Genomic DNA, 15,018 nt, shown 5'->3' on the forward strand with positions numbered 1-15,018 from the left:
TTATTTTTATATGAAATTTAATTTTATTGATAATTTCGCAAGTTTTTGTTTAAAATTTATTTGATTAAAACCATTTTCGGGTAAAAAGAGTAACTAACGTTCTTGGCGAAAAAGTGATTATAAATCGTATTTTTTCATTGTATTTAGGCTGTGATATTTCCCACCCATTATTCGAATAAACAGGAAAATAGAGTTCAAAGTAGTCAGGAACCAAGTTTAAACGGACTCCAGAATCGTAAGCAAAGAACTCACTTTTGTGCTTGTTTTTTAAGAAACCAATGTCACCATAAATCTCAACCCAGTTCCATATGGCGTAACTGGCATTCAAAGTTGCCATCCATTGATTAGCGTATGAAGGTTCTAGTTGCGATTTGAAACCTCCTTCAGCGATAACATACTGCTGGCTAAAAAAACCTGTGCTTTCTGATCTTCCGAATAAATTATAATCAAATAAATAATCTGTCGGACGGTCTAAGCCAAAACTAAAATAATCTGAATTTGTTGTGTTGTACAAGAAAGTTCCAACGTATAGTCTTAAATTTAGCTTTTTGTTATTTTCAAATAGTCTTCTGTATTCAACTTCTCCAGAAGCTTTTCCAAAACCGCTAGAAAATTGCAAATCAGTCATAAAATTAAAATGATCAATTAATTCTGTTTTCGTATTAGAATAGCGGGCATTAAAGATCGAATAGTTTGGTTTCGAATTATCTGTAATGTAGGTGCTTGCTTCACGATTTACAATAACCTGACGAGCTAAAAATAGCTGTTTTCTATTATCTCTAAAATCTTTTTCTCGAATACGAAACTGCACCATCGGATTTAACCTTAAATAAGTTGCATCTGGAGCGTAATGATAATAATTCTGACTTATAGAATATCGAACATTATATAAGGTGCTGTTTCTATAATATTGATTCCATGAAAAAGCAGACGAACCCGAAACGGTACCCGCTTTTATAGAATACGCCGGATTAATGTCAAAATTAAAAGGTTTGTCTAAAATGGTTTTATTATGAAAACGAATTCCTGGCGTAATACCATCATAATAATTATAGTTTAATGTCGGAATGTATAAAATCTGATTGTAGTCTGGATCTTCTAAATCTTTAGCAAAATTAAATTTAACAGGTCGGTTGAGCGCAACATGTTTTAGCGATTTCCAGTTGTTTCTTTGGTTGTATTCGGGAACTTCATTGTCATAATTAATTACAATTTTTTCTGCATTTTTACGGCTAAACTCATAAACAGAGTCTTTTTTAGTAGGCTCAATCCATTCTTTAAAAACGACTTCTTTCTTTTTAATTCCGTAAATCGGAATAGGAGCGTAGATGCCAGTTTTATTTTTAACCGAAAACATAACGCTATCTGCAGTTCTCGAAACATTCGAAAATTTATAATCGATAATATCTCTCGAATCGATAATGGTTTTAAAGAACCAATTGATATTTTTTGGGCTTTTTTGGGTTAAGATTTTCTCAAAATCATAACGATTCGATTGTCCGAATTGGTTGAGATTGTAAAATTCTTTGACACTTTTAGGAACAATATCATGATTCAGATAGTCATCTAAATAACTCAAACTCAAACCGGCGCGATATTTACTGGCAATTTGCTCGTTAAATTTTATCAAGGTGTTTTTTGGATCGCCAAGTGGCTGATCCAAGTTTTTACGGGCCATTAGCATATAGTAATAGCTATACTGCTCGTTAAAAGTCAGATTCGTGATATTATAGCTTTTAAAAAGCTTCATGTTTGAAAGTCTTCCTAGCATTTTTTCATCCTTATGATGTTCTTCCATATACTTCATCATGGCATAAATCTGGATTCCGTCATAAATCCAACTGTCTTTTCTAGGATCTAAGCGAAGACTGTTTTTAAGATAATTGTTTAGAAAAGTCTTTAAAAACTGAATTTCAAATATAAAATCATCCTGAAACGGACTGATAAAAGAAGGCAGCTGATTTAAACCATAAAAAGGATTTCTGTCGTAATCGATCTGAGAAACGGTTATTTTTTCATGCGGATATTTGCCAATAAACTTTTCAGCATAAGAAACCACACGATTAATGATAATAGCTTTCTGGATTTCGTCTATTTTTTTATTTTTTAAATTGGTTTCAACCAGTAGAGAACCATTATCATATGTTCTAAAGCTATTTTGTTTTTCGATATAAAGACTAAAATCGGTTCTGTTTCTGCCAGAGAAAGAATAAATATTGTAACCCTGATTGCTGGTATCTTTAGAAACCGAATTTAAATCGGTAGTAATAGAGTATGGATTCGGGATTTTAATTTCAACTTCATAATCGCTCACCGCATTGGCAATATCATCTAGATTGAAATTGTTATACTTTACAAAAAGGCCATTTTCAAAACGGGCAGGACTTATAAACCAGTTTTTAAGAGCCATACCGCCATTTTGATCAAAACCAAAATGTGTGAATTTATCGTTTGGTATTTTTACAATATAATTAAGATGTAAAACGATTTTTTCGTTAGGAAGCAGTTTGCGATTCAGCTTAACCGTAATATAGTCAGGATCCTGAGCGCTTCTTTCCCATTCCAGAGCCGAAAAATTAGTTTCTGTCAGGTTAATAATTGTCGTTTTTCCTCTGTCGGCAGCCTTTGCCAAATGAAAACCTCTGTAAAATTCATCAGAAAAACGTTTTGCAAGAGGCGTGTTTTTATCAGCAAAAGCGTTGTTCCAATCGTTCAAAACAATTGAAGCCAAAGTATCATTTGTAGTATTATGATACGTAAGATCTTGTTTTATGTTTAGTGTTTTAAGTTCGAGATTTACTGCCACTTCCATCTTAGATTGATGTTGTGCAGTTAGTTTTATCGAAAATGATAAAGCTAAAACGAGGCAAATAATTTTATAAAGTGCTTTCAAATAGTGGCTTAAAAATTATCAGACATACTTAAATTACGGACATATTGCGGTTTCGGATTTTTGTAAAAATAGTATAAAAAAAGCTGTTTAAAAAACAGCTTTCAATTTTTGTGTATTTGCAGTATAATTTAACCATATAAGTGATATAAGTGTATTTAAGCACAAAGCTTAAAACCATACTTTTAAATGAACTTATATCACTTATATGGTTTTGAAATTTAGAAATTCGGACTTAAATCGTACTTTTTGTAGAATTTATCCAATGCTTCCACAACTTCATCTTCAGTGTCTACAATTTTAAATAAATTCAAATCTTCTGGGCTTACAGTATGCATTTTTTCAACCAAAACAGTTTTAACCCATTCGATTAAGCCAGACCAGAATTCAACTCCAACCAAAATAATCGGGAATTTTCCAATTTTCTTAGTCTGAATCAAAGTGATCGCTTCAAACATTTCGTCTAAAGTTCCAAAACCACCTGGCATCACCACAAAACCTTGCGAATATTTTACGAACATTACTTTTCTCACAAAGAAATAATCGAAATTCAAGTTTTTGTCATGATCAATATACGGATTAAAATGCTGCTCAAACGGAAGTTCGATATTTAAACCAACCGAAATTCCTCCGCCCAAATGCGCGCCTTTATTTCCAGCTTCCATAATTCCGGGACCACCTCCTGTAATCACACCGTAACCTGCTTTACTGATTTTATAAGCGATTTTTTCAGCCAATTGATAGTATTTATCCTCTGGTTTTGTTCTTGCCGATCCAAAAATAGAAACACAAGGACCAATACGTCCCATTGCCTCGTAGCCATTTACAAACTCAGACATAATCTTAAAAATTGCCCAGCTGTCATTGGTTTTAATTTCATTCCACGTTCTTTGTTTCAAACGATCCTGAATTACTTTATCTTCATCATTATCAAAATCTTCTAATCTCATTTTAGGTATTTTAATTTATTATTTTATTTATGTTTTTGTCCCTGTAATTGTCATCCTGATCATAGTCGGAAGAAGGAGCCGTTTCCTGCTGTCCGCTATATTCCAGATAAATAAAAACTACGGCTAAAAAGCCTTGTTTTTCTAAATCGGGAGATGCCGCTCCCATCAGGGCTAGGGCAGTTGGTCTCATATAAACCATTTGGCTTAATTGAAACATATTTTCTTTAAAAAGCTTGAGTTTTTCAGAAAAAGCGGACACTAAATTAACGCTTTTTTCTAGAATTGTTATAAAAAACAGGAATTATAATCCAAAAGTAATGTTGCGATAATAATCAAATTTAGGTTTTTGATTCATTATCAGGTGTATAGTGTGTATAAAAGCAGGAAGTTTTTTGGCTTTAAATCTTTGTCAAAGTTTTAAACTTTGACAAAGATCACTCTTACTCCAATTCTTTTTTCAAAAACTTAGCCGTATAGCTCTTTTTATTCTGAGCCACTTCTTCTGGAGTTCCTTTGGCAACCAATTGTCCGCCGCCTTTTCCACCTTCAGGGCCAATATCGATAATATAATCGGCAAGTTTGATTACGTCCATATTATGTTCGATCACCAGAATAGTATTTCCTTTATCAACCAGTTTATTGATTACTTCCATCAAAACGCGAATGTCTTCAAAATGTAATCCTGTTGTTGGTTCATCTAGAATATAAAATGTATTTCCAGTATCTTTTTTAGACAATTCACCCGCCAATTTAATACGTTGCGCTTCACCACCAGAAAGCGTTGTACTTTGCTGTCCAAGTGTAATATAACCCAAACCAACATCTTGAATGGTTTTGATTTTTCTATAAATCTTCGGAATATTTTCAAAAAATGGAACAGCTTCATCAACCGTCATATCCAAAACATCAGAAATAGATTTTCCTTTGTATCTAATTTCTAAAGTTTCTCTGTTGAAACGTTTTCCCTGACACGTTTCGCATTCTACATAAACGTCTGGTAAAAAGTTCATTTCTATTGTTCTTACACCAGAACCTTCACAGGTTTCGCAACGTCCACCTTTCACATTAAAACTAAAGCGTCCTGCTTTATAACCACGAATCATACTTTCAGAAGTCATGGTAAACAGATTTCTGATTTCTGTGAAAACTTCGGTATACGTTGCTGGATTTGAACGTGGCGTTCTTCCAATCGGACTTTGGTCAATATCAATAACTTTGTCGATATGTTCTAAACCTTCAATCTTTTTGTAAGGTTGCGGTTTTTTTACGCCATTAAAATAATACGCATTTAAAATCGGATAAAGCGTTTCGTTAATCAAAGTCGATTTTCCACTTCCTGAAACTCCTGTAACGCAAGTCATCTTACCTAAAGGAATTTCAATTGAAACGTTTTTAAGGTTGTTTCCTGTTGCACCAGTCAGTTTCAAGAATTTGCCATTTCCTTTTCTTCTTTTCTTCGGAATATCAAACTTCATTTTACCATTCAAATATTGAGCGGTAATAGTGTCCGAAGCTAAAGTTTCTTTCGGAGTTCCAATACTGATGATTTCGCCACCATATTTACCAGCTTTTGGTCCAATATCAATTACATAATCAGCCGTTTCGATCATGTCTTTGTCGTGTTCTACCACAATTACTGAGTTTCCGATATCGCGTAATTGTTCTAGAGAATGAATCAGTTTTTCGTTATCTCTTTGATGCAAACCAATACTAGGTTCATCCAAAATATATAATACGCCAACCAGTTGCGAACCAATTTGAGTTGCTAGACGAATACGCTGTGCTTCACCACCAGAAAGTGATTTTGAACTTCGGCTTAAAGCCAAATAATTCAAACCGACATTCATCAGGAAGTTCAAGCGGTCTTTAATTTCTTTTACGACTTCAGAAGCAATTAAAAGTTGTTTATCAGTCAAATGGCTATTTAAATCTTGAAACCAAGCTGTTAAATCTGAAATATCCATATCACACAATTCGGTGATATTTTTTTCATTTACCCTAAAAAATAATGCTTCTTTTTTAAGACGTGAACCGTCGCAAACAGGACAGTTAATTTCGTCCATAAAATCTTTTGCCCAACGTTTTATGCTGGTTGTAGCGCTTTCGTCATATTGATTTTTGATGAAATTAGAAATTCCTTCAAAATCAATTTTATATTCTCTTGTAACGCCAAGATCTTTAGAATTGATAGAAAATTTATCTTTTCCGCCATACAAAATCATTTGCATCGCTTCTTCAGGAATTTTCTCTATTGCATCGGTAATTTTAAATCCGAATTTTTCTCCAATGGTTTCCAATTGTTTGAAAATCCAAGACGATTTGTATTCACCAAGCGGAGCAAAACCACCAGCTTTTATAGATAATTTCGGATTTGGAATAATTTTCTTAACATTGATTTCGTGTACCGTTCCTAATCCGTTGCAATGCGGACAAGCTCCTTTTGGGGAGTTGAACGAAAATAAATTCGGTTCTGGATTCTGGTATGATATTCCTGTTGAAGGACACATTAAATTACGGCTGAAATAACGCACTTCATTAGAATCTTGATCCAAAATCATCAATACATCTTCACCGTGATGCATCGCAGTATTGATACTTTCAGATAATCTTTTTTGTGTATCTGGATTATCTTCAATCACCATTCGATCTACAACAATCTCAATATCGTGTGTTTTGTAACGATCTAATTTCATTCCTGCAACCAAGTCTTGAACTTCTCCGTTTACACGAACTTTCAAGAATCCTTGTTTAGTTATTTGTTGGAATAATTCCGCATAATGACCTTTTCTGGCTTTAATAACCGGCGCTAGAATATTGATACGTTTTCCATTATAATCCTGAATAATCAGATCCTTAATCTGCTCATCAGAATACGAAACCATTTTTTCGCCAGTGTTATAACTGTAAGCATCTGCGCCACGCGCGTATAAAAGCCTTAAGAAATCGTAAATTTCAGTAATAGTTCCAACTGTAGATCGCGGACTTTTACTAGTTGTTTTTTGTTCAATCGCGATTACAGGCGAAAGTCCGTCGATTTTATCAACGTCTGGACGCTCTAATCCGCCAAGAAACTGCCTTGCGTAGGCAGAAAAAGTTTCAACGTAACGACGCTGTCCTTCGGCATAAATCGTATCAAAAGCCAAAGAAGATTTTCCCGAACCTGATAAACCTGTAATTACAACCAGTTTTTCACGCGGAATAGATATATCGATATTTTTTAGATTGTGAACTCTTGCACCAAGAACTTCAATAGTATTGTCTTTATCTAACATAATTTTGAGCAAAACGCAAAGTTACCACTTTGATTTGTTCTTTTAGTGCTCGATAGCAAAACTTTATGTTACAATTAGTAACAAAAAACGCTAGTATAAACTAGCGCTTTCTTTTTCGGGTTGCCATGTAGTTTTCTATGGCTTCTTTTGTGGTGTACCAATTTCGGCCTTCTTTGTAAGCGTCAATTTTTCCTGTTCTGGCCAATAAACTGACATATTCTTGTCCATAAGGCGTATCAGGTTCACTAACTATGTTTTGAATCGATTGATAATCATAGCTGCTTCCAGGCATTGCACCCAGATAAATATTGAGTGTTCTTTCTAGGGCTTGGCACATTAAAAGGGTTAGTTTCTGATAATTGCCATTATTTGCCTGATTGAGTGCTTCATAATATTTTTTTCTATCATTTTTAAGAATAATAGCCGGCGGAAAACCACATCGCATCAATAATAAATTCATACTCAATCGAACTGTGCGCCCATTTCCATCAAAAAAAGGATGAATCCAGACGAGTTTATGATGATAAATTGTAGCGAGTTCAATATCGTTTAAACCTAACGGATTTGTATTGATAAACTCGATTAATTCATCTAAATAATCGGAGACTTTATTGGCATTTGGAGGCATAAAATTGGCTCCTGAAATTCGAACTCCTCCATTGCGAATTCTACCAGCAAAATCTTCTTCGATAGAACGCATCACCAAACCATGAATGGAGAGAATATCTATACTTCTTAGCTTGTAATTCTCATCAACAATAGAGTAGAGGTAATCAATAGCTTTATCATGATTATGGGTTTCAAAATGTTCACGGAGCGATTTGCCTTTTATGGTGATTCCTTCTTGAATAACCATTTGGGTTTCTCTCAAACTAAGTGTGTTCCCTTCGATGCTATTTGAGTTGTAAGTCCATTCTAGCGAAAGACTTTCACGTATTTTGTTCAAAGCAATAGTAGGCAATGGTCTGCTGTTTTGCAGTTCTTGCCTTTTTTGGTACAATCGATCAAAAGTTGATTGAAATTCTTCTCTGTATGTCAGCTCAATATTAAACATAATCCTACAAAGGTACTTCTTAATATTGGATAATAAAAATTTTTAACGTATCCGATATTAAGGCTATTCAATGGTCATAGAACGGAGTTTTGTTCTATAAGCTTCAAGCGCTATCGATTTGGAAATAAATCCGTGATATTTTCCATCTCTTAAAACAGGAAGAAAAGCAGATTTTGAGGTTTCAAATTTACGCATTACAATTTCCATGCTGTCGAGTGTAGAAATTGTGGCAGAAGGCGCTTTCATTACATCTCTAATGAAAGTATACTTTACACGGTAAGAGTTAAATATAATTTCTCGAATATCATTAAAATGAACTACTCCGACCAAATCTTTCTCATTGTTTACAACCGCAAAAACAACTTGATTAGAGTGTGAAATCAGGTCTACTAATTTACTTAGGTTTTCATCTGGATGAACGGTTAAGTAATCGCACTGAATGATCGTTTCAATTTCTAAAGTGGATAAAATATTAGAATCTTTATTGCTTGTAAAAGCATGTCCTTTTTTAGCCAATCCTTTTACGTCAAGCGAATACTTTTCATAACGCTTAGAAATAGCAAAACTGATGGATGAAACCATCATAAGCGGAATCATTAATCCGTAACCTCCTGTAATTTCTGCGATTAAGAAAATAGCCGTAAGCGGAGCATGAAATAAACCGCTCAAAATTCCGGCCATTCCGACCATTGTAAAATTACTGATAGGAAGTTTAGATAAGCCAATCATCGTAACCAATTTAGAAAAGAAATAGCCTAAATAAGATCCTAGAAAAAGAGAAGGAGCAAAGTTTCCTCCATTTCCACCGCTTCCAAGAGTTAGTCCCGAAGCAAAAACTTTAACCATTGCTGTTGCCCCAACAAATAAAAGTAAAACCCATTGGTTATTTCTGAAATCGGCAAACAAAGTATTATCTAATAAAAGTCCCGGATCTGCATCAGATAATGTTTTAATGCTTTCGTAACCCTCACCAAATAGTGTTGGGAAAATAAAAATTAGTAACGCTAATAACGATGAACCAATCAAAGCTTTTTTGTATGGATTAATTTGCTGTTTGGCAAAATAATGCTCTACTTTCTGGAAATTTCTAGAGTAATAAATAGCGACCAATCCCGTAAGAACGCCTAAGAGAACATAGAATGGAATATTATGATAATCGAATGTTTCTTGTTTTTTGAAGCTTAATAAAATGCTTTCGTCCAAAACAATCGCAGAAACCAATGCGCCTGTCGCAGCAGAAATCATAATTGGCGTAAAGGCAGAAATACTAACATCTACTAATAAAACTTCGATCGCAAAAAGAACTCCGGCTATTGGTGCGTTAAATGCGGCAGCAATTCCGGCCGCAACGCCACAGCCAATTAACAATGTCCTGTCTTTGTATTGTAACTTATAGTTTTGGGCAAAATTAGAGCCAAAAGCGGCTCCTGTTATCACAATCGGACTCTCTAAACCAGCAGAACCTCCTAAACCAACCGTTAACGAACTAGTAACAATCTGGGCATACATCTGCTTTTTCGGAATAATACTGGCTTTTTTGGCAACCGCATAAAGTATTTGTGAAGTTCCTTTCTGAATACTTCCGTTAAGAACTTTATTTACAACAAAAACCGTTAGTGTAATACCAATAATAGGCAAAATACTATTGATGAAACTCAATTTTAGAATCCCGTTGATGTAAGTTGCAAAAGAAAAAACGCTGTGTGCAAATGTTTTAAGAACAATTACCGCAAACGCGCACGAGATTCCTGTTAATACACTGGATAAAAAAAGAAATTGTTTTGGTGTCATTAAAGATTGAGCCAAAGCAATTATACTTTCAAGTCGTCTGAAATATTTTTTTATCATTATGTTTTAAAAATTATCGATCTTACAAAATTAGATTTTAATCTTGTTTAAAAAAAATAAAATCAAGAATCACTTTAAAAACCAACCGCTGTGTCGTCTCCTCTAAAATCTGCTCCTCCTTCTAATCTATTGTCAGGTAAGACCAAAATGGCATCTACTTTTCCGATAATTGGAGTTGGCTTTTCGTTGATAATGTAACTCTTAGCTTTTAGTTTTTCTATAGTTTTCGTTTCAAAAGTATTAGGTTCGAAAGTGATTAAATCGGGTAGCCATTGATGATGAAAACGTGGAGCATTTACCGCTTCCTGCATGCTTAATTTGTATTCGTAAACATTTAAAATCGTTTGCAAAACAGAAGTAATAATGGTAGAACCACCTGGAGTTCCCACAACCATAAAAAGTTTTCCGTCTTTTTCTACAATTGTTGGGGTCATAGAGCTTAACATGCGTTTTTGCGGTGCAATGCTGTTGGCTTCATTTCCAACCAAACCAAACATATTTGGAGATCCAGGTTTGGCACTAAAATCATCCATTTCATTATTCAAAAAGAAACCTAATTCGTCACAGTAATATTTAGAACCATAACCATCATTTAAAGTGGTTGTAGCTGCAATTGCGTTTCCGAATTGGTCTACAATAGAGTAATGTGTAGTTTCTGTGCTTTCGGCATAATTTACTTTTCCTTCTTTAATTTCGGTAGACAAAGTTGCTTTTTCAGGATTAAAACTTGCCATTCTTTCGCGCAGATAGTTTGCGTCTAACAATTCTTTCATCGGAATTTTTACAAAATCAGGATCGCCTAAAAAGTAACTTCTGTCTGCATAGGCTCTTCTTTCGGCTTCAACAATAACCTGAATAGCGTCGGGAGAATTATGTCCCATTTTTGCTAAATCGTAAGGCTCAAGCATTTTTAAGATTTGCGCCAGACAAATTCCGCCACTGCTTGGAGGAGACATTGAGATGATTTTCAAATCTTTATAAGTAAACTGAAGCGGCTTTCTCCATTTTGCCTCATATTTGGCTAAATCTTGCATCGTGATAATACCGCCTTTTTTCTGAAGATAATTGACTAAGATTTTTGCAGTTTCGCCTTTGTAGAATTCATTTCTTCCTTTTTTCTGAATTCTTTTTAAAGTTTTGGCTAAAGCTAAGTATTTGATCGTGTCATTTTCTTTGAAATTGCCTGATACAAGTGAATTTTCGCCGTTAATTTTTACAATGCTTTCATGATAATCTTTTATACTTTTCTCTTGCTTTTTGGTTACTACAACACCTCTTTCTGCTAAAGCGATAACAGGCTCTAGAATTTTAGAAATAGGCATTGTTCCATATTTTTTATGTACGGCAAAAACGCCTGCAATAGTTCCAGGAACACCAATAGCAAGAGCTGTTTGTGTGCTTTTTCCTTTTATAACATTTCCTTCACTATCCAAAAACATATCTTTTGTGGCAGCAAGTGGTGCTTTTTCTCGATAATCCAACGAACCCACTTCACCATTTGCTTTTCTGTAAACCATAAATCCGCCACCGCCTATATTTCCTGCAAACGGAAAAGCAACTGCAAGAGCCAATTCTGTCCCGACCATCGCATCAAAAGCATTTCCTCCTTTTTTCATAATGTCGGCACCAATTTTTGAAGCTTCTTCACGAGCAGAAACGACCATTGCTTTTGTAACAACCAATCCTGTTGGTTTTGGAAGAGCTTCTTGTGCGTTGCTGCTATTTAAATATAAAAGGGCGATTAAAAGTGTAATTTTTTTCATGTGCAATAAAATTAAATTGGGCTAAAGAGAAAGCAGTTTTTCTTTGGCTTTTACTCTCATTTCTTCAAAGAAAAGGGTAAATTCTTCTTCAAATTCATCATAAAACTCAATAAGTTCTTCAACAGCAAATTGCATTTGAGAAATGTTTTTCGACCTTCTGTCCATTTGCGTCAAAATATGCTGAATTCCTTCTGTTGTACGATAACTTACCAACCAGTTTCTTTCGATCATGTATGGCATTAAACCTTGTGTTTTTTCGGTTAAAATCTCGTAATTATCATGCAAAGAATGATAAAATCGTTTTACAAAAAGTTCCAATTCCTCATCCGAATATTTTGTCCAGTTTTTGGCCAAAAAATGATCATAAACAATATCGACAATTACGCCGGCATAATGATGGTATCTGTCATGAAGACGTTTGGTGCTGGTTCTAAAAATATCGTGAGAATCGGTATAGGTATCTATGAATCGGTGCAGTAAAATTCCTTTTTGCACATCTTCAGGAAAATGTTCAAATTGTTTTCCGCGAATTCCGTCAGCCATAAAATTCCCTATTTTAATCAGATCATTTTCTCCAGAAAGGTATATGTGGGCTAAGAAATTCATTTTTTTGAAAGTTGCCAAGAACCTTAGAGACTAAGATTCTGAGTTATTTTAGTAAATGTATAAAAACTTTTTTAAATCATTTTGTTATAAAAATAACGAGAAATAAGTAGTTTCTTATAGATTAAATTTAAATTCTTAGAGACTTAGCGCCTTAGTAACTCGGTAACTTTTTTATATTTGTAAAAAAAATAACCCTAACTCACAAAAATGACTCTAATAAAATCTATTTCTGGAATCCGTGGAACGATCGGAGGAAAAGTGGGAGACAATCTAACTCCTGTTGATGCAGTGAAATTTGCCTCGGCGTACGGAACTTTCTTAAAAAATAATATTGCTAAAGATAAATTGACAGTTGTAATTGGCCGCGACGCAAGAATTTCTGGACCAATGATTCATAATTTAGTAGTGAATACTTTAATTGGTTTAGGAATCGATGTTATCGATCTTGGACTTTCTACAACGCCAACTGTTGAAGTGGCGGTTCCTTTAGAAAAGGCTGACGGAGGAATTATTTTAACAGCATCTCACAATCCAAAACAATGGAATGCTTTGAAATTATTAAATGCAAAAGGAGAATTTTTAAGTGGCGCTGACGGTGCAAAAATTCTTGAAATTGCTGAAGCTGAAGCTTTCGACTTTTCTGATGTGGATAGTTTAGGTGAAGTTATTTCTAATGATGCGTATATGGATATTCATATCGATGAAGTTTTAAACTTGCCATTGGTTGATATCGAAGTAGTTAAAGAAGCTAAATTTAAAGTGGTTGTAGATGGTGTAAATTCATCTGGAGGAATTATCATTCCGAAATTGCTAAAATTAATGGGCGTTGAAGTGGTAGAATTATACTGCGAACCAAACGGACATTTTCCTCATAACCCAGAACCATTAAAAGAACATTTAACTGATATTTCTGAGCTTGTTGTAAAAGAAAAAGCTGATTTTGGTATCGTAGTAGATCCAGATGTTGATCGTTTGGCTTTTATTAGCGAAGACGGAGAAATGTTTGGAGAAGAATATACGTTGGTTGCTTGTGCAGATTACGTTTTGAGCAAAACTCCAGGAAATACCGTTTCTAATATGTCATCTTCTCGTGCTTTAAGAGATGTTACTAAAGCCCACGGCGGAAGTTACGAAGCAAGTGCAGTAGGAGAGGTGAATGTAGTTGAATTAATGAAGAAAAATAACGCAATAATTGGTGGTGAAGGTAACGGTGGAATCATCTATCCTGAATTGCACTACGGACGTGATAGTCTGGTAGGAGTTGCTTTGTTTTTAACGCATTTAGCAAACAAAAAAATGCCAGTTTCTGCTTTGAGAGCTTCTTATCCAGAATACTACATGAGTAAAAATAAAATCGAATTGACACCACAAATTGATGTTGATGCGATTTTATCTCAAATGACAGAAAAATATAAAAATGAAGATATCTCGACAATTGACGGTGTAAAAATTGATTTTGCTACTGAATGGGTTCATTTAAGAAAATCAAACACAGAGCCAATTATTCGTATTTATACTGAAGCGCCTTCTCAAGATGCTGCAGATAAATTAGCACTTCGAATTATTGATGAAATTAAAGTAATTGCTGGAATCTAAGATTTTAGGTTTATTACATAAAAAAGCCTCTTTTGAAACTTTCGAAAGAGGCTTTTTTTATTTTTTATTCAATACGGTGTTTCCATCTTTTGTGCGTCCACAAATAAAATTCTGGCGCTTCTAGAATCTGTTTTTCGACTTCTTTTAAATACATCTCTGTAATTTTAAAGTTTTCAAAATCTTTCGGATTATCGGCAAGAGGAATAAATGTAGCTTCATAATACCCTCTTCTAACTTTTTTAACTTCTACAAATAGAACTGCCAAATCATATTTTTTTGCTAATGTTTCGGCGCCTGTGTGCACAGGAACTTCAACTCCCATAAATTTCATCGAATGAAAAATCCTTTCCATTTTTGGCGATTGGTCGCTTGCTAAACCATACAGACTTAAAACACCTTCACGTTGGTTCTTTGCCATTGTTGGAATTGCTTTTCGGGTTTCGATCATCTCGGTATTGTATTTAGAACGGATTTTTCGAACCAATTTATCAAAATATGGATTAGCCAGTTTCTTATAAACAGCAACTCCTTGAAATCCAAGTTTGGGATTAATTGTTAAAAGCCATTCATAACTTGCATAATGCGAAGCCACAAGAATCACGCTTTTTCCTCTTTTAGCATAATCACGAACCAGATCAATATTAGTGACATGAAATCTTCTTTCCATTTCTTCAGGAGACATGCTCATGGTTTTAATCATTTCCAAAAACATATCGCACATATGCTTGTAGAATTTATTTTCTATAACTTTTCTCTCGGCATCGCTCAAATGAGGTAAAGTAAGCGCAAGATTTTCGCGAACCACTTTTTTACGATATCCAATAACTCTATAAACCAAAAAACAGACAAAATCTGAAAATAGGTAAAATATAGGAAAAGGAAGTATAGAGATAAGCCAAAGTAATGGGTAGGCTAAAATATAGACAAGAAACTGCATGTAATTTTTTTTTGGCAAAGATAAATTAAAAATGATTATCGACTGCTATTTTGCATTCTTGCTAACTTATCTTTAAGAATGATTATATTTACAAATCATAAT

Annotated in this window: 10 protein-coding genes; 1 reads left to right on the forward strand and 9 read right to left on the reverse strand. The window is 34.3% G+C overall.

Annotation, left to right across the window (positions count from 1 at the left end; translation table 11 throughout):
• Positions 1-64: 64 nt before the first annotated feature.
• The 8 genes from BSF41_RS21600 to BSF41_RS21635 form a co-directional block, all read right to left on the reverse strand.
• Positions 65-2,812 carry an aminopeptidase gene (locus BSF41_RS21600; protein ID WP_095931556.1) on the reverse strand — a complete coding sequence of 916 codons (2,748 nt, stop codon included), beginning with the start codon at positions 2,810-2,812 and terminating at the stop codon, positions 65-67.
• 299 nt (positions 2,813-3,111) lie between these two features.
• The gene (locus BSF41_RS21605) at positions 3,112-3,840 is read right to left on the reverse strand and encodes a TIGR00730 family Rossman fold protein (protein ID WP_095931557.1); all 729 of its coding nucleotides are present in this window, start codon (positions 3,838-3,840) and stop codon (positions 3,112-3,114) included.
• 10 nt (positions 3,841-3,850) lie between these two features.
• Positions 3,851-4,030 (reverse strand): hypothetical protein, encoded by a 180-nt coding sequence (locus tag BSF41_RS21610; protein WP_141248176.1) that lies wholly within the window; start codon positions 4,028-4,030, stop codon positions 3,851-3,853.
• A gap of 250 nt (positions 4,031-4,280) precedes the next feature.
• Positions 4,281-7,112 carry an excinuclease ABC subunit UvrA gene (uvrA, locus tag BSF41_RS21615; RefSeq protein WP_095931559.1) on the reverse strand — a complete coding sequence of 944 codons (2,832 nt, stop codon included), beginning with the start codon at positions 7,110-7,112 and terminating at the stop codon, positions 4,281-4,283.
• Between the two features lie 100 nt (positions 7,113-7,212).
• Entirely contained in the window at positions 7,213-8,166 is a 954-nt protein-coding gene (locus BSF41_RS21620) for a Fic family protein (protein WP_095931560.1), read from the reverse strand.
• A 63-nt stretch (positions 8,167-8,229) separates the two neighbouring features.
• Positions 8,230-10,014: a chloride channel protein gene (locus BSF41_RS21625; protein WP_095931561.1), complete on the reverse strand. Its 1,785-nt coding sequence runs from the start codon at positions 10,012-10,014 to the stop codon at positions 8,230-8,232.
• Between the two features lie 74 nt (positions 10,015-10,088).
• Entirely contained in the window at positions 10,089-11,777 is a 1,689-nt protein-coding gene (ggt, locus tag BSF41_RS21630) for a gamma-glutamyltransferase (protein WP_095931562.1), read from the reverse strand.
• A gap of 21 nt (positions 11,778-11,798) precedes the next feature.
• Entirely contained in the window at positions 11,799-12,383 is a 585-nt protein-coding gene (locus tag BSF41_RS21635; protein ID WP_095931591.1) for an ACP phosphodiesterase, read from the reverse strand.
• A 207-nt stretch (positions 12,384-12,590) separates the two neighbouring features.
• Between BSF41_RS21635 and glmM the strand changes: the two genes are divergently transcribed.
• Positions 12,591-13,979: a phosphoglucosamine mutase gene (gene glmM, locus BSF41_RS21640; RefSeq protein WP_095931563.1), complete on the forward strand. Its 1,389-nt coding sequence runs from the start codon at positions 12,591-12,593 to the stop codon at positions 13,977-13,979.
• 64 nt (positions 13,980-14,043) lie between these two features.
• Here glmM and BSF41_RS21645 read toward each other — a convergent pair whose 3' ends face one another.
• The gene (locus tag BSF41_RS21645) at positions 14,044-14,916 is read right to left on the reverse strand and encodes a lysophospholipid acyltransferase family protein (protein WP_095931564.1); all 873 of its coding nucleotides are present in this window, start codon (positions 14,914-14,916) and stop codon (positions 14,044-14,046) included.
• Positions 14,917-15,018: the final 102 nt, after the last annotated feature.

The organism is Flavobacterium sp. ACN2 (genome assembly GCF_002303885.1).
In the GTDB taxonomy this organism is placed as follows: Bacteria; Bacteroidota; Bacteroidia; order Flavobacteriales; family Flavobacteriaceae; genus Flavobacterium.

Excerpts from the sequence above, each read along its gene's own strand:
- BSF41_RS21600 (WP_095931556.1), bottom strand. The coding sequence starts at position 2,812 with ATGGAAGTGGCAGTAAATCTCGAACTTAAAACACTAAACATAAAACAA.
- BSF41_RS21605 (WP_095931557.1), bottom strand. The coding sequence starts at position 3,840 with ATGAGATTAGAAGATTTTGATAATGATGAAGATAAAGTAATTCAGGAT.
- BSF41_RS21610 (WP_141248176.1), bottom strand. The coding sequence starts at position 4,030 with ATGAGACCAACTGCCCTAGCCCTGATGGGAGCGGCATCTCCCGATTTA.
- uvrA (WP_095931559.1), bottom strand. The coding sequence starts at position 7,112 with ATGTTAGATAAAGACAATACTATTGAAGTTCTTGGTGCAAGAGTTCAC.
- BSF41_RS21620 (WP_095931560.1), bottom strand. The coding sequence starts at position 8,166 with ATGTTTAATATTGAGCTGACATACAGAGAAGAATTTCAATCAACTTTT.
- BSF41_RS21625 (WP_095931561.1), bottom strand. The coding sequence starts at position 10,014 with ATGATAAAAAAATATTTCAGACGACTTGAAAGTATAATTGCTTTGGCT.
- ggt (WP_095931562.1), bottom strand. The coding sequence starts at position 11,777 with ATGAAAAAAATTACACTTTTAATCGCCCTTTTATATTTAAATAGCAGC.
- BSF41_RS21635 (WP_095931591.1), bottom strand. The coding sequence starts at position 12,383 with ATGAATTTCTTAGCCCACATATACCTTTCTGGAGAAAATGATCTGATT.
- glmM (WP_095931563.1), top strand. The coding sequence starts at position 12,591 with ATGACTCTAATAAAATCTATTTCTGGAATCCGTGGAACGATCGGAGGA.
- BSF41_RS21645 (WP_095931564.1), bottom strand. The coding sequence starts at position 14,916 with ATGCAGTTTCTTGTCTATATTTTAGCCTACCCATTACTTTGGCTTATC.